We start from the raw sequence: 16,307 nt of genomic DNA, 5'->3' as shown, positions 1-16,307 counted from the left end.
CGATGATCGGAAGAACCATCCTCCTTTCTGTCACAAATTTGTCACATATTCATTATATATTTATCTGAAAAAATTGTAAATTAATATTTTTTGTTATTTTAAAAAACTATTTTTTGCTTTGCCGCACAAAACGGAAAAAATTTTTTGCTGTTTTTCTTATTTTCGCACTTTACAAAAAAACAAGGATCATGTAGAATGACAACTGTATTCGACAATAAAATTCAACAATTTTCTACAAAAAACGACAAGGGGAGACATCTATGAATTTGTTTCGTAAAAAACCGATTCAGTTGCTCATGAAAGAATCGGGGGCAAAAGGAGCTTCGCTGCGAAAAGAGTTAGGCGCATTTGATTTGACGATGCTCGGCATCGGCGCCATTATCGGGACAGGCATTTTCGTCTTGACCGGGGTGGCGGCGGCGGAACATGCTGGTCCGGCTCTCGTTCTTTCGTTCGTTTTGTCTGGGTTGGCGTGTGTGTTTGCGGCGCTTTGCTACGCAGAATTTGCCTCAACTGTGCCAGTGTCGGGGAGCGCTTACACTTACAGCTATGCCACGTTTGGTGAGCTCATCGCTTGGATTTTGGGATGGGATTTGATTTTGGAATACGGGGTTGCTTCGTCGGCGGTCGCTGTCGGTTGGTCCGGCTATTTCCAGGGGTTGCTTTCCGGTTTTGGCATCGAGCTGCCGAAGGCGCTAACGAGTGCGTATGATCCGGCGAAAGGAACGTTCATCGATTTGCCAGCGATTATCATCGTTCTGTTCATTACGTTTTTGTTGAATTTAGGTGCGAAAAAATCGGCTCGTTTTAATGCGGTGATCGTTGCCATTAAAGTGGCGGTCGTGCTGCTCTTTTTGGCGGTCGGTGTTTGGTACGTCAAACCGGAGAACTGGACGCCGTTTATGCCGTATGGCTTCTCTGGCGTGGCGACCGGCGCGGCGACGGTGTTTTTCGCTTACATCGGCTTTGATGCGGTGTCGACGGCGGCGGAAGAAGTGCGCAATCCGCAGCGTGATATGCCGATTGGCATCATCGTCTCGTTGCTTGTGTGCACATTGTTGTATATTGCGGTTTCACTCGTATTGACAGGCATCGTTCCGTACGAGCAGCTCAACGTGAAAAACCCAGTGGCGTTTGCGTTAAACTATATCCACCAAGACTGGGTGGCGGGCTTTATTTCGCTCGGGGCGATCGCCGGCATTACGACCGTGCTCCTTGTGATGATGTATGGGCAGACGCGTCTCTTCTACGCCATCAGCCGCGACGGTTTGCTGCCGAAAGTGTTTGCTCGCATCAGCCCGACGCGCCAAGTGCCGTATGTCAATACGTGGCTGACGGGAGCGGCTGTAGCGGTATTCGCCGGCATCATCCCGCTCAACAAATTGGCGGAACTGACGAACATTGGCACACTCTTTGCCTTTATCACCGTCTCGATCGGCGTGTTGGTGTTGCGTAAAACGCAGCCGGACTTAAAGCGGGCATTCCGCGTTCCGTTTGTCCCGGTCGTCCCGATTTTGGCTGTCTTATTCTGCGGCTACCTCGTTCTTCAGCTTCCGGCGATGACATGGATCGGTTTTGTCTCGTGGCTGCTGATCGGTCTAGTGATTTACTTTATCTACGGCCGCAAGCATAGTGAGCTGAATGAAATGGCACGGACGGAAGAAAAGGCTGGATGAGCGGCCACATAATGAAAAGGGGGCTGTCCCAATGGGGAAACAGCCCCTTTTTCCATTTCGTCAAACTTTTCGGCAACACCGCGTTTCCCCTTTTTCATTAGATGGGAAAAACACCTGATTTTTTGCCGATGGAAGGCGTGTGCTCGGCGCGGCGGCGTTGGGCTCTTTTGGGGACCTGTGTTCACTTGCACAGCTAAAAAAATCCCCTTTGAACGACGGTCATATTTGGATTGCGATGTGCGAATAGTATAAAGAACGAGCGTCAGTCCGGTTTTGTATGAGCGGGGTGAAAAGGGTGTTTGGGACATTATTGAAAAGAAGAGAGAGAACGCTTGAACGGACGGTTGTGGAAATTCAGCGGGGAAATGAAGCGTTGCGCAATGAGCTTATCCGGCAATATAAGCCGTTTATCGTCAAAACAGTCTCAAGTGTATGCAAGAGGTTCATCCGCGAGGAAGATGATGAGGCGAGCATCGGGCTGATCGCTTTTAACGAAGCGATTGAAAAATATGCGTTGCACAAAGGAGGTTCCTTTCTGTCGTTTGCGGAGCTGCTCATTAAGCGGCGCCTCATCGATTACATTCGAAAAGAGGTGAGAACGCGAGAGGCCATATGGCATGTCGAAGATGAAGAAAACGGCGAGCAGGCGGCGCAAACGTACGTAGATGCGAAATTATCGGTTGAGGAGTTTTATAGGCAAATCGAACAGGAACAGCGTCGGGAAGAAATTCTCCATTACCAGCAAGTGCTGAAACAATTCGGCATTCATTTTCACGATTTAGTCGAACAATCGCCAAAACATAAAGACGCCCGCCTCAACGCTATTCGTGTGGCTGAACTGCTTGTTGCGAATGACGAATGGCTTGGTATTTTGTTTCGAAAAAAGCAACTGCCGATCAAACAGCTGGAAACGATGGCGTCGGTCAGCCGCAAGACGATTGAGAGAAACAGAAAATACATTATTGCGGTCGCGGTCATTTTGGCAGGCGATTACATTTACTTGAAGGACTATATAAAAGGGGTGCTTTCATCGTGAAAAAGGGAATTGTGCTGGAGTTGGATGAAGAGTTCGTCACTGTATTGACGCCGGAAGGGGAATTTCTTCGATTGAAAAAAGAAAAAGAATGCGAGATTGGAGAAGAGGTCAAAGCGAATGCGGTTGGCCGTCCTTTTCCGTTTCGCCGCCGTTCGTTTCGATATGCGCTCATAAGCGTTCTAACGGCGGCCACGGTGCTTCTAGCGACTTGGATTCAATGGCCTTCCAATGCGGTGTACGCCTACATGTCGATCGACATCAACCCAAGCATGGAAGCGGGCGTCGACGCGGAGCTGCGCGTGTTGACGCTGAAGGCTTACAATGAGGAAGGAAAGAAGGTGCTGGCGGCGCTTCCTTCCTGGAAACGTCAACCGTTTTCTTCGGTAACGAAACAAATCATTGCGTTAAGCGAACAAAAGGGGTATTTAAAGAAAGGCGGGGAAGTGCTGATTACGACGGTGGAGAGGGAGCGCGACGCCTCTTCAGCGCGGAAGCTGTCCGCAGCGCTCGCGGAAATCCAGCGGTCAGTGGCGGATGACCGGATTGTCATTACCACGGCCAATAGTACGATGGCAGTGCGCAACCAAGCTGTCAAACGGGGGATGACAACCGGAAAACTATTGCAAATCGAGAAAAAGGTGAAACCGGCTGCGCCAGCATCTGTCCGCTCGGCAGATGGAAACGGCCGGAAAGGAGAAGGTTGGAAAGATAAGGCCAAAGGTGGAGAAAAAGAAAACAAAATGCCAGCGGTCAAAGAACAACCGACACAACAGCCGTCAAAGAAACAGAACCATAACGAGTCAAACCCGAAGCCATCAAAAAACGAAAAACAGTCGCCGCGCAAGCAGAAACATTCTCATCCGACCAAAGGAAGCCTTTCTCCTGAAAAAGAGAGTTATGTGAAATGGAAAAGCCATGGGAACGCCCGTCCGTTGCGGCCAGGCGCTCATTATGAAAAGAAAAAGGGGAATGGGGGCGACAGCGGCAAGGAGGGACACCGCCGCCAAGCCGACGTCCACCGCCATTTGAAAGCGATGGATGCCAAAACGAAAAAAGCCGAGTGATTCCGCTCGGCTTTATTCCGTTTTTCGGCCTGCCAATTCGCTTTGTGCTTGAGCAATGAGCCGTTTCGTAATCTCTCCGCCGACGGAGCCGTTGGCGCGCGAAACCGTGCCAGCCCCGAGCTGTACGCCAAACTCTTGGGCGATTTCGTACTTAATTTGTTCCAACGCTTGTTCGATGCCTGGAACAAGCAGTTTGTTGCTTGAACGAGCCATATGAAATTCCTCCTTGATGGTTTTTTTGATGCGGTATGATTAGTATGGACGATCTAACAAAGAGATATGGTTGGGAATTAAAGGAGGAATTTTTCATTAAAAAAAGATTGCAAACGTTTTCGGTTATTGTTTATAATGAAAACGAGCAGATGACCGAAAACGTTTTGGAGGAATGGCAGTGACAACCATTAAAGATATTGCCAAGGCAGCGGGAGTTTCGATTACGACGGTTTCACGCGCGCTGAACGGCTATTCCGATGTGAATGAAAAAACGAGACAAAAAATCATGGATATCGCGAAGCAGTTGAACTACAGCCCCAATACACTGGCGCGCGGGCTTGTCATGAATAAATCGAAGACGATCGGGCTGCTCGTTTCTGGATTAACAAGGGAAAGTGCCAAGGATAATTTTACCTTTGAGGTGCTGGCCGGCGTCAATGAGTATGTCAGTGAAGTCGATTATGATATGGTGCTGTTCAGCACGACATCGACCAAGCAAAGAGAAAAAACGTATACACAGCTTTGTCGGGAGCGGCGCGTCGATGGGGCGATTTTGCAAGGGATTCGTACGGATGACCCGTATTTGCATGAGGTCGTGGAAAGCGAAATTCCATGTGTCCTGATTGATATTCCCATCGAGTCCAAAACCGTTGGCTATGTGACAACGGACAATGTGCTGGGTGCGAAAAAAGCGGTGCGTCATTTAATTGAGCTCGGGCATAAACGGATCGCTATGATCAATGGATATGAATACGCATTTGTGAGTGAACAGCGTGAGAAAGGATTCAAGGAAGCATTGATTGAAGCAGGTTTGCCCGTACGCGAATATTGGATTGCCAATGGAGCGTTCCGCGAAGAAATCGCGGAGCAGGAGGCATTGAGGCTGCTTCAGCAATATCCAGAAATTACGGCTTTCTTTTGTGCAAGCGATTTAATGGCGCTAGGTGTCATCAAGGCAGTAAAACAGCTTGGAAAGCGGGTTCCGGACGATGTGGCCGTGATTGGCTACGATGACATTATTTTAGCGTCCTATTCATCGCCTGCACTCTCCACCATCGCCCAAGACAAATTTGCTATGGGATATGAGGCCGCCAAGCTGTTGATTGATATGTTGGAAGGCAACGCTCAGTCCCATGTCAAGATTCTGGAAACAGAACTGAAAATACGGGGGTCGACGGTGAAAAAAGATGGATGAGGGCTTTTTTCACCGCCCTGAGCCAGTTTCAGTTATGATCCAAAACGTTTCGGATTGTTGTGGTGTCATGAAGACAGACTTTTTTTGAATCATCAATGAAAACGTTTTGGAATTCGCTTGTAAGCATAATTGACGCAGGAAAGACATCGTGCTGTTGAGCCGATGATGACAACCTAGAATCAGGGGGAAGCAGCATGGATTATCGAGTGATTAAAGAAAACGATGTGTTTTTATTGACGGATCAAGACGGGGATATCCCTGAACATCATCCGTACGGATTAGGGCTGTATACAAAAGACACCCGTTTTTTGAGCAAATGGAGTTTGCGCATCAATGGGGAAGAACCGGTGCTGCTGGCGTCTGATGCGGCGCAAAATTATGTCGCTACCATTTTATTGACAAACCCTCATATTGAACGGGACGGAGAGCTGATTTTGTGGCGCGAATCCGTTGAAATTGAGCGCAAACGATTTATTTATGCGGGTGTGCTCTATGAAACCATTAAGCTGAAAAATTATCATCCCAAGCCGGTGCAATTGGAAATCAGCGTGCACATGGATGCCGATTTTGCCGATATGTTTATCGTTCGCGGCTTTCAGACAGGAGAGGTGGGAAAGCGGACAGGCCAGACCATTGGAAAACGTTCGCTCACGTTCCATTACGAGGGAGCCGACGGAGTGGAACGGGCAACGAAGGTCAGCTGGGATCGAGAGGAGAAAACCGTTAAGGAACATGGAGAAATTGTTTTTGACTTTGCGCTCGACCCGGCGGAAGAGCAGACGGTTACGTTGATGGTCGAACCAATCATCGGCAAAACAGGCAGAGTGGAGGTCATTCCGCCTGAACAGGCGCTTCAACGATTGCAAGAATCCTATCAGCGTTGGGAAAGGGAAACAGCGAACGTCATCACGGACGAACGACAGTTTGAGCGTTTAGTCCGCCGGGGCATTGGGGATTTGCGGGTGCTGCTTACGGATCTTGGCTGTGGGCCATTTCCGGTGGCCGGACTTCCGTGGTTTGGCGTTCCCTTCGGCCGGGACAGTTTGATTGCGGCTTTGCAGCTGCTCCCGTTCAACCATGAAATAGCCAAAGGCACGTTGTTGACAATGGCCCGCTATCAGGGAACGAAAGTAGACCCGTGGCGCGATGAACAGCCTGGAAAAATCATGCATGAAATCCGATTCGGTGAGTTGGCCAATACGAATCAAATTCCGTTTACCCCTTATTACGGAACGATCGATGCGACGCCGCTCTTTTTAGTTCTGTTGGTGGAGTATGTCAAATGGACCGGCAACTTCGATCTCGTCCGGCAGCTTCGATCCAACATTGATGCGGCGCTCCATTGGATTGACCGGTATGGCGACCGCGACGGCGATTTATTTGTCGAGTATTTCCAGGAGTCGAGCAAGGGGATTGCCAATCAGGGATGGAAAGATTCAGGCGATTCGATTGTGCACGAAAACGGCGAGTATGCCCGCGCGCCGATCGCCCTTGTTGAAGTCCAAGGCTACGTTTATCACGCCAAAATGGGGCTTGCCGACATTTTCGAACAGCTTCAGGAAGTGGAAAAAGCAGAAGCGCTTCGAACGCAGGCGGAAGCTTTGAAAAAGCGCTTTGAAGAACAGTTTTGGATGGAAGATCGGAAATTTTATGCTCTTGCGTTAGATGAAAACAAAGCCCCTGTCAGAACGATTACATCGAACCCAGGTCATGTGCTGTTTTCAGGAATGCTCGAAGGAAGGCGGGCGGATGCCGTCATTGACACCCTTCTTTCGGAAAAAATGTTTTCGGGTTACGGCATCCGGACGATGGCCGAAGGAGAAGCGGGATATAACCCGATGAGCTATCATAATGGAAGCATTTGGCCGCATGACAACAGCCTCATTTTGCTTGGCTTAAGCAAACTGGGGAGGCGGCGCGAGGCAAAGACGGTCATTGAAGGACTCATGGAAGCATCGATGCATTTTGAGTATGATCGCTTGCCGGAGTTGTTTTGCGGCTACAGCCGGTCAGAGGGAAAACCGGTCCGCTATCCTGTCGCCTGCTCGCCTCAGGCGTGGGCGGCTGGGACGCCGCTTGTGTTTGTTCAGGCGTTATTAGGATTGTTTCCTAATGCGTTGGAAAAGAATATTTATCTGTCGCCGACGTTGCTTGATTCGATGAATATGTTGCGTGTGGAAAACATCCTAATCGGCGGCGGGCGATTGTCATTGACGGTTACCCGTGAGCAGGATAACTTCCATGTCCAAATCGATGAGAATACGACGGGTTGGGATATTGTCCTTCGTTAACAGCAGGGGAAGCATTCCTTTCCCTGTGTATATAAACCAATTTTTAGGGGAGGTTGTTTACATGGGCAAAACAAAGTGGATGGCAGCGCTAGGCATCACAACGATGCTGTTTGGCAGCCTTTTGGCCGGTTGCGGCGGTGGTGAGAAAAGTGAGAAGGCAAACGGGGGGAGTAAGCAAGGCGAGAAAGTAGAAGTCACGTTAGCTGGCTGGGGCGGCAATCCAACGGAGCAAAAGTTGTTGAAACAAACGTTGGATGATTTTGAAAAAAAATATCCCAACATTAAGGTCAAGTATGAAGTCATTGCCGACCAGTATATGGATGTCATCAAAACCCGTTTAGCGGGTGGGCAAGGGCCGGATGTGTTTTACCTTGATGCATTTGAAGCCCCAGCTCTGATTGAAACAGGGGCGCTTGAGCCGCTTGACAAATATGTAACGGACGATTTTGACATTAACGATTTTGAAAAACCGATGCTTGATGCGTTTAAAGGGAAAGATGGAAAAATTTATGGGTTCCCGAAAGACTATTCGACGCTAGCACTGTTTTACAATAAAAAGATGTTCGAAGAAGCGGGTGTTGAAGTCCCGAAAACTTGGGACGAACTGCGGGAAGTGGCGAAGAAGCTGACAAAAGGGAAACAAGTATACGGATTTGGCGTTGCTCCGGAACTGGCTCGCTTATACTACATTGCTGAATCCAAAGGCGGCAAAGTTGTGACAGATAATAAAGCGAGCTTCGCTGATCCGAAAGTAGTCGAGGCGCTCCAGCCGATCGTTGATATGCACTTAAAAGATAAGTCGGCAGCCCAACCTAATGAAGTTGGGGCTACATGGGGCGGCGAGATGTTCGGTCAAGGCAAGGCGGCCATGGTCATTGAAGGAAACTGGGCGATTCCGTTCCTGCAAGAGACGTTCCCGAACTTAGAATTTGGAACGGCTGAAATTCCAACGATCAACGGCAAAAAAACGACTATGGCTTATACGGTTGCCTATGTCATGAACAAAGATTCGAAAAAGAAAGAAGCCGCTTGGAAGCTGATCGAGTATTTGACAGGAAAAGAAGGAATGAAAACATGGACGAGCAAGGGATACGCTTTGCCGACGCGGAAATCGGTCGCTGCTGAATTGGGATTTGACAAAGATCCGCTGCGTGCACCGCTTGTCGCTGGCGCATCGTATGCGACCGTATGGCAGAATGGAACGAACTTGCCGATTATTACGAATAACTTCAATAACCAATTTGTCAGCGCTTTCCTCGGTGAACGTCCGCTTGCTGAAGCGTTGAAAGAAGCACAAAAAACGGCGAACAGCGAAATCGAAAGCAAATAAGGCGAATCAGCCCTTGGCAGACGGGTCATGCTCTGCCAGGGAGCTGTTCCTTTCTTTCTAACCGCAGCTATTTTTGGCTGCGTTAGAAAGAGAGGAACAGCGATTTGATTCTCGGCAAGGAGAGGGAATAAGATGAAAAGAATGTCAACGAAGCGAATGTGGCGCGAAGCGGGAGCAAGCTACTTGTTTTTGTCTCCTACTTTATTTGTGCTGCTTCTTTTTATTATCGGCCCGATTTTGTTTGCGATTTTTCTGGCCTTTCACAAAGTGCAATTGTTGGGTACGACTTCGTTTGAGTTCGTCGGGTTGGACAATTTCAAGCGCATGGCCGATGATACTCGGGCCAAAATCGCGTTATGGAACACGCTGAAATATGTCGTCATTGTCGTTCCATGCCAGACCATTTTAGCGCTTGTATTAGCGGCGACATTAAATGCAGGGCTCAAGGGACAAAAGTTTTTCCGCATTGTGTACTTTTTGCCGACGTTGACGTCCTCGGCCGTGCTGACGCTCATTTTCATGTGGATGTACAACCAAAATGGACTTATCAATCACGTATTGAAAGCGGTTGGTTTGCCGACATATAACTGGATCGGCGATCCCGATGTAGCATTGAATGCCATTATGATCATGAACATTTGGGCGACAGCCCCATACTTTATGGTCATTTATTTGGCGGCGTTGCAAGATATTCCTGATTCCTTGTATGAAGCAGCTGAGCTGGACGGCGCGAACGCTTGGCAAAAGTTTTGGCATATTACTGTTCCCTATTTGCGGCCGGTGACTTCATTTGTCGTGGTCATGGGGCTGATTGGGACATTCCAGCTGTTTGACCAATCGTATATTTTCTCGGGCGGTTCCGGCGGTCCGAACAACTCGACGTTGACGGTTGTGCTTTTGATTTACCAATATGCATTTAAAACATTAGGGACAATGGGATATGCCGCTGCGCTTGCGTTTGCGTTAGCGATTTTGATTTTCATCGTGACATTGTTGCAACGGAAGTTGTCAAAAGAAGAGTCTCTTTATTAAGGGGATGAGCATGGATGAAAAAGAAAATGGGCATTGGAAAGCTGTTGCTGTATGCGGTCTTGATCACATATGCCGTGATTACGATGATTCCGTTTTTATGGGCGCTGTCTTCGTCGTTTAAGACGCTTGAAGAAATTGTGAGCGGAACCATGTCCTTTATTCCGAAAAAGTTTACGCTTGATAATTATAAGCAGATTTTTGTCGAACAGGAGCTATTTCCACGCTGGCTGCTAAACAGCGTTGTGGTTGCGGGAACTGTGACGGTGCTGAATTTATTGTTCAACTCTATGGCTGGCTACGCGTTGGCCCGACTGCAATTTCCCGGCAGAAAACCGCTGTTTCTGATCATTTTGGCTGTCTTGATGATTCCAGCCCAAGTGACGATGATTCCGAACTATTTGATTTTGAAACAGCTCGGTTGGTTGAACTCGTATCAAGGAATGATCGTGCCGACGATGGTGAACGCTACGTTTATTTTCATGATGAGGCAATTTTTCATTAACTTTCCAAAAGAGTTGGAAGAGGCGGCAGAACTTGATGGACTCGGGCGGCTCGGGATCTTTTTCCGGATTGTTCTTCCGCTCGCTCGTCCGGCGTTGGCGGCTCAAGCCATTTTCGTCTTCATGGGTTCGTGGAACGATTTCATGCGCCCGCTCATTATTTTGTCCGATCCGCAGCTGTTTACGCTGCCGCTTGGGCTTAACAGCTTCAAAGGGCAATATATTAGCTACTGGAACTACATTATGGCTGCATCAATGGTATTTACCATGCCTGTATTGGTTATTTACGCCTTTTTCAATCGCTATTTTATTAAAGGGATTTCATTCACAGGTGGAAAATAACAGATATTTTGCATACTGGTTTACCGATCATTGCGAAAAGGGGCTGTTTGCCGAAAGGAAGGTTGTCCTCCTTTGGCGGCAGCCCTTTTTCATTCGGCATATCCATAAAAAAAACGTACATCATATAGGTGGAAATATAGACTCCATTAGGATGATGACAGACGGGAGATGTACCGGCTATGGAGACGCGTGAACTACTCCCGCTTCGCTTTGCTTGAAGTGGGAGTCTTCTTTCGGAACTATGATAAAACGCACCTGAACGAGGCATGATAAGAAAAAATGTGAAAGGAGGATGGGTGTGGCCAACGTCGCATTTCCAGTCGCCCGTCTTCATGACGGGACGCTTCGCCAGCTTCAGCAACTCGAACAGCGGCTGCGTGAAGAAACAGGAGAAGAAATTGTGCTTGTCGCTTATGAGCGGAAAACGGTTGATGAGGAGGAGACGAAACGATGATGAAGCGAAAAGTGAAATTTGACGCAGCGAAAAACAACAATAAAACGCCAACGGAAAGTTTGCCGGATACCGAATTTGCGGCACAATATGCCGGCGAGGAGGACATGATCCGCGGCGCGAACCGCAATTCGAAAAAAGGGAGACAAGGAGGCGGCGATGGGTAAAGAGCATAAGAAGCGGCCCGCTCGAACGAATGAAGAAATGGCGTTTGAATGGGGCGATTTCGCTCGTGATCAGCCGTTTTGGCTGATCGAGGAGCAAAAGCAAGCAAAGGAGAAGGAGACAAAACAAAAAGAGCCGCCGCGGTGAGGCCGCCGTTTTGATGGGATTGGATCGGTGGGCGGACAAAGAAGAGCGCTGGAAACAGCGCTCTTTTTCGCTTGGGCGTTCAATCCGATGCGGATGACGCAAACAGGGTGGAAAGCGGTGCAGAAAAGACCGTAGTTCCTGTGCCAGACGGGTCGAAATAGGCGACGATGGCCGTTGGCGCAAACGAGAGCTGCTTCGCGGCGATATAGCAGCCGACATCGACCGGCACGATTTCAACGACCGTATGTTTAAACAATTCCTTTTCCCCGAGCCCGAGGGCGGCAAAGTCCTCCCCAAGCGCCTCGGGGCGCTCAAGCAACGCGCGGTAGACGGTCGTGCGCGTCGTTTTCTCCGTTTTTTCTTCCCACCACGGCTTGCGCGGCTTATGCTTTTGTCCACGCAAGTAGTCGTATTTCATGAGCGATTCGGCGACAGGCAGGGCATCTGGCGCACACGTACGTAAAAACTCATGCAGGCGGCGGAATAAATCCTCAAGCTGATGGCCAATGCGCGCCCAGCCGCGCTCATCCCAATACGTGCCAAACTGCTGGAAAAAGTCAAACGGCGATGGGAACACATCGGTCACCAAGTACTCGATCGTTTCGTCCATTCGATGGGCGTTCCAATACTTTTCGAGCACGTCTTCCACTTGCTTGATGCGGATGACGTCATCAAACGACAAGACGTTGTTGGCGAGCACTTCGTATGGCGCATGGTCCATATACACATAGCCGTACTCCTCGGCGCGCAGGCGCAGCCCAGTGCCGCGCAGCAGTTTCAAAAAGCCAAGCTGCAGTTCTTCCGGGCGAAGGGCGAACACGTCGTTAAACGTCTTTCGGAACGAGTTGTAGTCTTCTTCGGGCAGACCGGCGATCAAATCCAAATGCTGGGCGATTTTCCCGCCTTCTTTAATCATCGTCACCGTTCGCGAAAGTTTTGCGAAGTTTTGCTTGCGCATAATGAGACGGTTCACTTCGTCGTTTGTCGACTGGACGCCGATTTCAAAGCGGAACAGCCCGGGCGGCGCCTCCTTGTTTAAAAACTCGATGACCTCCGGGCGCATAATGTCGGCGGTAATTTCAAACTGAAATACCGTTCCCGGTACATGTTCGTCAATTAAAAAGCGAAACATGTCCATTGCATAGCTGCGGCTGATGTTGAACGTCCGGTCGACGAACTTGATCGTCCGCGCTCCGTGCTTCATTAAATAGCGTAAATCATCCTTGATTTTTTCACGGTCAAAATAGCGGACACCTACTTCAATCGAGGACAGGCAAAATTGGCAACTGAACGGGCAGCCGCGGCTTGTCTCCACATAGATGATCCGGTTCGGAAGATGTGGGATGTCTTCCGGAAAGCGAAACGGCGACGGCATATCAGCAAGGCGGAGCTTGTTCCGTTGTGGATTCATGACGATGCGGTCTCCATCGCGAAACGCCAGCCCTGCGACATCTGCCACTTCTTTGCGGCCTTCTAAGGCAAAGAGCAGCTGTTTAAACGTTTCTTCCCCTTCACCGATGACGATAAAATCCAATTCCGGCACCCGCTCCATCCATTCACGCACATCGTACGACACTTCCGGTCCGCCGGCGACGATGACAATATTCGGCGCTGCTTTTTTCAACAGCTTGACGACTTTGATCGTTTCTTCAATGTTCCAAATGTAGCAGCTGAAGCCGATGACATCCGGACGGCGTTGGTACAAATCAGTCACAATGTTCAGCACCGGGTCTTTGATCGTATACTCAACAAGCTTGACGTCAAATTCGGGCTGAGCGTATGCTTTTAAATAGCGGATGGCTAAATTCATATGAATGTATTTGGCGTTCAATGTCGCACAGACGATGTTCATCGCAACAAAACCCCTTTGTCTATAATATAGCAGCAAAACTCCTTTGTCTATAATTTATAGATGCAATTGGAAGCTTTCATTTGGCTTTAAGCGAGGGGGGAGAGTTGACTATCATGCAGTTTAGCCAAATGAAAAAGCAGAAAAACTTGTCGAACATTGTGGAAAAGAATTTTAAAAAATCTTCGTAAATCAAGGGAGGAGTAAATTTTTCCACATCGAATATATATTTCGTTGAATGGTTTGAATAGACAAGGAGAGATGGATATGGCCCAAAGCCTTTCTCCTCGGGAAGAACAAAATGCATCGCCGGATGTGCGGTCGCTTGAAGAGGAAAATCGGCGGTTAAAAGAGCGGTTGAACAGTTATTCGATCATTTTTGAGCGGTCGCTCGATGCGATCGTGATTTTAAATAAAAACGGTGAATTTGTCGATGTGAACGAAGCGGCGTGCAAGCTGTTTGAGATGGATAAGTTTTCGTTGATCGGCCATTCGTTTTCTTCGTTCCTCGAACTTGTGCCGCCCGATATTTTGCTGTTTCAGCGCTCGATGTTGCAAAAGTTCGGTTCGTTCAGCGATGAACTGCTCATCAAACTGCCGGACGGCAAAGTGAAGCATGTGGAATTTTCGATGAAAAAGGATGTGTTCGACGAATTTGACCTTGTCATGATGCGCGACATCTCAGCCCATAAGGCGCTTGAGCGCGAACGCATCATTCATGAGTTTTTGTTTCGCGACGTATTCAACCGCGCTGTTGACGGCATCGTCATTTTCGATGAATTTGGGCGGTTTATCGATGTCAATCCGGCGTTTTCGATGAGCTTGAACTTGGAAAAAGGAAAACTGCTCAATTTGTCGTTTCAGCAGTTCGTCGCCCGCGAATGCGCCAATGAGTTCGCTCGGCTGCTCGCGGAAGTGAAAGAAAAGGGAACGGCCAAAGGCGAGTTGTCGCTTGTCCGCCCGGACGGAACGGTGAAAATGTTTGAGCTGACGGCGACTTCCAACGTCTATAGCGGGTTTTACATGGCCATTATGCGCGATGTGACAGAAAGAAAAAATATGGAAATCAAGTTGCAAAAAAGCGAAGAACGGTTCCGGGCTATTTTCGAACAAGCGCATGAGGCGATCCTCATTTGGGACGATTTTGGCTGCATATTGAACGCCAATCCGGCGGCGAGCCGGACGTTTGAGCTGCCCTTGAATTTGCTTGTGCGCCGCAATTTGTTTGATTTTGTCGACTATGGGGACGAAAAGGTGAAACGCATTTTCAGCGAGTTCCGGCGCAAAGGGGAAATCCGTGACGAGCTGACGTTTCATATGCCGAACGGTGAGGATAAGCAGCTCGAGTTCACAATGAAAAAAGGAGCGATCGACGGGTACCACTTGACGATTTTCCGCAATGTGAGCGAGCGGCGGAAAATCGAGCGCGAGCTGCGCGAAAGCGAGCAAAAGTTCCGGAGCATTTTCGATCATGCGATGGATGGTATTTTGCTTTGGGATGCCAAGCATCGGATCATCGACGCCAATCCGGTTGTCTGCGGCATTTTTTCCGTCGAAAAGGAGGCGCTCCTTGGCCGAATGGTGGTCGAGCTCGTTCCGGAGCGGGCGCGCCGCCAGCTCAACAAGCTGCTTCAACAATGCCAACGCACCGGCGAAGCGAGCGGCGAGGTCGAATTTTTCGACGAGGGAAAAGGGAGAATTATTGAGTTTTCACTGAAAAAGGAAGTGATTCCCGGCGTCGGGATGATGATGCTGCGCGATGTGACCGAGCGCAAGGAGATGGAGCTGCAGTTGCGCAAGTCGGATACGCTCAACGTCGTCGGGGAATTGGCCGCCGGCATCGCCCATGAAATCCGCAATCCGATGACGGCGCTAAAGGGTTTCATTCAGCTGTTGCAAGGAAGCATTGACGGCGACTATTCGATGTATTTTAATGTCATTATGTCGGAATTGAAACGGATTGAGTCGATCATCACCGAGTTTCTGGTCTTGGCGAAGCCCCAGGCGGTGCAGTACAAACAAAATGATATCTGCAAAATTATGCAAGACACGATCGATTTGATCAGCGCCCAAGCGATGATGCACAACGTGCAAATCATCGCCGACTTCGAGCGCGGGCTGCCGCCGGTGTATTGCGAGCCGAATCAGTTGAAGCAAGTGTTCATCAATATTTTGAAAAACGCCATCGAAGTGATGCCAAAAGGCGGGGACATTACGGTGCGCATCACCCGCGCCGGGTGCTATGTGCGCATCTCCATCACCGACCAAGGATGCGGCATTCCAAAAGATAAAATCAAAAAGCTTGGCGAGCCGTTTTATACGACGAAAGAACGCGGCACCGGCCTCGGCTTGATGGTCAGCTATAAAATCATAGAAGAGCACCAAGGGAAAATTGAAGTGGAAAGCGAAGTCGGCGTCGGCACGACGTTCCATATCACGCTGCCGATCGAACGAATGGAAAGGGAGGACGACGATGACGATTGAATATGCAGTATACCGCTCAGAGCTGCTCGGCGACATTTACATCGCCTCCGACGGCGACGCGATTGTCAAAGTCGAGCTGTTTCCAGAAGAATGGCGCGCGTTCGCCGGCGAACATCCGGCTGTCAAAAGCTGGTCGCCGCTTCTTGAACGCGCGCTTAGGCAGCTGGATGAGTATTTCCACGGTCGACGCCAAGCATTTGACTTGCCGCTGAAGTGGAAGGGAACTGCCTTCCAAGAAGAGGTGTGGGCGGCGCTTTGCCGCATTCCGTACGGCGAGACGGCGACATACGCTGACATCGCCGCGCAAATCGGCCGCCCGAAAGCGGTGCGCGCCGTCGGTCAGGCAAACCGGGCGAATGAACTGTCGATTCTCGTTCCGTGCCACCGCGTTGTCGGCAAAAACGGCGCTCTCATTGGCTATGCTGGAAGCCGCACCGATGTGAAGGCGAAGCTGTTGGAGCTTGAGCGCCGCTTACGTAGATGACGCTCTTGCGTTCGTGGAACAGGCAAAGGGTTTGGAAGGCGTTGTATG

General features: G+C 49.4%; 15 protein-coding genes. 13 read left to right on the top strand and 2 right to left on the bottom strand.

The genetic code is table 11. The annotated features are described in order from the left end of the window. Nucleotides 1–260: 260 nt before the first annotated feature. From bcaP to T260_RS127765, 3 genes are all read left to right on the top strand, one after another. Entirely contained in the window at nt 261–1,676 is a 1,416-nt protein-coding gene (gene bcaP, locus T260_RS127755) for a branched-chain amino acid transporter BcaP (protein ID WP_023634106.1), read from the top strand. 277 nt (nt 1,677–1,953) lie between these two features. Further along, the gene (gene sigI, locus T260_RS127760; protein ID WP_021321416.1) at nt 1,954–2,712 is read left to right on the top strand and encodes an RNA polymerase sigma factor SigI; all 759 of its coding nucleotides are present in this window, start codon (nt 1,954–1,956) and stop codon (nt 2,710–2,712) included. Beyond that, nucleotides 2,709–3,776 (top strand): anti-sigma factor domain-containing protein, encoded by a 1,068-nt coding sequence (locus tag T260_RS127765; protein WP_011230434.1) that lies wholly within the window; start codon nt 2,709–2,711, stop codon nt 3,774–3,776. The genes sigI and T260_RS127765 overlap by 4 nt, the downstream gene beginning before the upstream one ends. Nucleotides 3,777–3,788: 12 nt before the next feature. Here T260_RS127765 and T260_RS127770 read toward each other — a convergent pair whose 3' ends face one another. Then, nucleotides 3,789–3,989: an alpha/beta-type small acid-soluble spore protein gene (locus T260_RS127770; RefSeq protein WP_011230435.1), complete on the bottom strand. Its 201-nt coding sequence runs from the start codon at nt 3,987–3,989 to the stop codon at nt 3,789–3,791. Between the two features lie 178 nt (nt 3,990–4,167). Between T260_RS127770 and T260_RS127775 the strand changes: the two genes are divergently transcribed. The 8 genes from T260_RS127775 (at nt 4,168) to T260_RS1000000139985 (ending at nt 11,442) form a co-directional block, all read left to right on the top strand. After that, a complete protein-coding gene (locus T260_RS127775; protein ID WP_023634104.1) occupies nt 4,168–5,184 on the top strand; it encodes a LacI family DNA-binding transcriptional regulator in 1,017 nt (338 codons plus the stop codon). Between the two features lie 194 nt (nt 5,185–5,378). After that, nucleotides 5,379–7,475 carry an amylo-alpha-1,6-glucosidase gene (locus tag T260_RS127780; protein ID WP_023634103.1) on the top strand — a complete coding sequence of 699 codons (2,097 nt, stop codon included), beginning with the start codon at nt 5,379–5,381 and terminating at the stop codon, nt 7,473–7,475. 61 nt (nt 7,476–7,536) lie between these two features. Then, nucleotides 7,537–8,805: an ABC transporter substrate-binding protein gene (locus T260_RS127785; RefSeq protein WP_023634102.1), complete on the top strand. Its 1,269-nt coding sequence runs from the start codon at nt 7,537–7,539 to the stop codon at nt 8,803–8,805. A gap of 132 nt (nt 8,806–8,937) precedes the next feature. Continuing rightward, nucleotides 8,938–9,837 (top strand): carbohydrate ABC transporter permease, encoded by a 900-nt coding sequence (locus T260_RS127790; protein WP_023634101.1) that lies wholly within the window; start codon nt 8,938–8,940, stop codon nt 9,835–9,837. A gap of 14 nt (nt 9,838–9,851) precedes the next feature. After that, a complete protein-coding gene (locus tag T260_RS127795; protein WP_023634100.1) occupies nt 9,852–10,679 on the top strand; it encodes a carbohydrate ABC transporter permease in 828 nt (275 codons plus the stop codon). Nucleotides 10,680–10,977: 298 nt separating this feature from the next. Then, the gene (locus T260_RS1000000139990; RefSeq protein ID WP_013523245.1) at nt 10,978–11,133 is read left to right on the top strand and encodes a hypothetical protein; all 156 of its coding nucleotides are present in this window, start codon (nt 10,978–10,980) and stop codon (nt 11,131–11,133) included. Continuing rightward, the gene (ykzP, locus tag T260_RS1000000139830) at nt 11,133–11,297 is read left to right on the top strand and encodes a protein YkzP (RefSeq protein WP_014195259.1); all 165 of its coding nucleotides are present in this window, start codon (nt 11,133–11,135) and stop codon (nt 11,295–11,297) included. Before T260_RS1000000139990 ends, ykzP begins: the two co-directional genes overlap by 1 nt. Continuing rightward, the gene (locus tag T260_RS1000000139985) at nt 11,290–11,442 is read left to right on the top strand and encodes a hypothetical protein (RefSeq protein WP_021321412.1); all 153 of its coding nucleotides are present in this window, start codon (nt 11,290–11,292) and stop codon (nt 11,440–11,442) included. The genes ykzP and T260_RS1000000139985 overlap by 8 nt, the downstream gene beginning before the upstream one ends. Nucleotides 11,443–11,521: 79 nt before the next feature. On the opposite strand, the gene T260_RS127805 is transcribed toward T260_RS1000000139985, so the two are convergent. Further along, nucleotides 11,522–13,294 (bottom strand): B12-binding domain-containing radical SAM protein, encoded by a 1,773-nt coding sequence (locus T260_RS127805; protein ID WP_011230443.1) that lies wholly within the window; start codon nt 13,292–13,294, stop codon nt 11,522–11,524. 264 nt (nt 13,295–13,558) lie between these two features. Here T260_RS127805 and T260_RS127810 point away from each other — a divergent pair, with 264 nt between their 5' ends. Together T260_RS127810 and T260_RS127815 are read left to right on the top strand one after the other, a co-directional pair. Further along, a complete protein-coding gene (locus T260_RS127810) occupies nt 13,559–15,775 on the top strand; it encodes a PAS domain-containing sensor histidine kinase (RefSeq protein WP_023634098.1) in 2,217 nt (738 codons plus the stop codon). Further along, on the top strand, nt 15,765–16,259 hold the full coding sequence (locus tag T260_RS127815) for a methylated-DNA--[protein]-cysteine S-methyltransferase (RefSeq protein WP_011230446.1): 495 nt from the start codon (nt 15,765–15,767) through the stop codon (nt 16,257–16,259). The genes T260_RS127810 and T260_RS127815 overlap by 11 nt, the downstream gene beginning before the upstream one ends. Nucleotides 16,260–16,307: the final 48 nt, after the last annotated feature.

Origin of the sequence: Geobacillus thermopakistaniensis, from assembly GCF_000498995.1 — a bacterium.
In the GTDB taxonomy this organism is placed as follows: Bacteria; Bacillota; Bacilli; order Bacillales; family Anoxybacillaceae; genus Geobacillus; species Geobacillus thermoleovorans.
This window is presented reverse-complemented; position numbering and strand designations above follow the sequence as displayed.

Coding starts and splice junctions, on each gene's coding strand:
- T260_RS1000000139985 (WP_021321412.1), top strand. CDS start 11,290: ATGGGTAAAGAGCATAAGAAGCGGCCCGCTCGAACGAATGAAGAAATG.
- bcaP (WP_023634106.1), top strand. CDS start 261: ATGAATTTGTTTCGTAAAAAACCGATTCAGTTGCTCATGAAAGAATCG.
- T260_RS127805 (WP_011230443.1), bottom strand. CDS start 13,294: ATGAACATCGTCTGTGCGACATTGAACGCCAAATACATTCATATGAAT.
- T260_RS127790 (WP_023634101.1), top strand. CDS start 8,938: ATGAAAAGAATGTCAACGAAGCGAATGTGGCGCGAAGCGGGAGCAAGC.
- T260_RS127785 (WP_023634102.1), top strand. CDS start 7,537: ATGGGCAAAACAAAGTGGATGGCAGCGCTAGGCATCACAACGATGCTG.
- T260_RS127815 (WP_011230446.1), top strand. CDS start 15,765: ATGACGATTGAATATGCAGTATACCGCTCAGAGCTGCTCGGCGACATT.
- T260_RS127795 (WP_023634100.1), top strand. CDS start 9,852: ATGAAAAAGAAAATGGGCATTGGAAAGCTGTTGCTGTATGCGGTCTTG.
- sigI (WP_021321416.1), top strand. CDS start 1,954: ATGAGCGGGGTGAAAAGGGTGTTTGGGACATTATTGAAAAGAAGAGAG.
- T260_RS127810 (WP_023634098.1), top strand. CDS start 13,559: ATGGCCCAAAGCCTTTCTCCTCGGGAAGAACAAAATGCATCGCCGGAT.
- ykzP (WP_014195259.1), top strand. CDS start 11,133: ATGAAGCGAAAAGTGAAATTTGACGCAGCGAAAAACAACAATAAAACG.
- T260_RS127770 (WP_011230435.1), bottom strand. CDS start 3,989: ATGGCTCGTTCAAGCAACAAACTGCTTGTTCCAGGCATCGAACAAGCG.
- T260_RS127780 (WP_023634103.1), top strand. CDS start 5,379: ATGGATTATCGAGTGATTAAAGAAAACGATGTGTTTTTATTGACGGAT.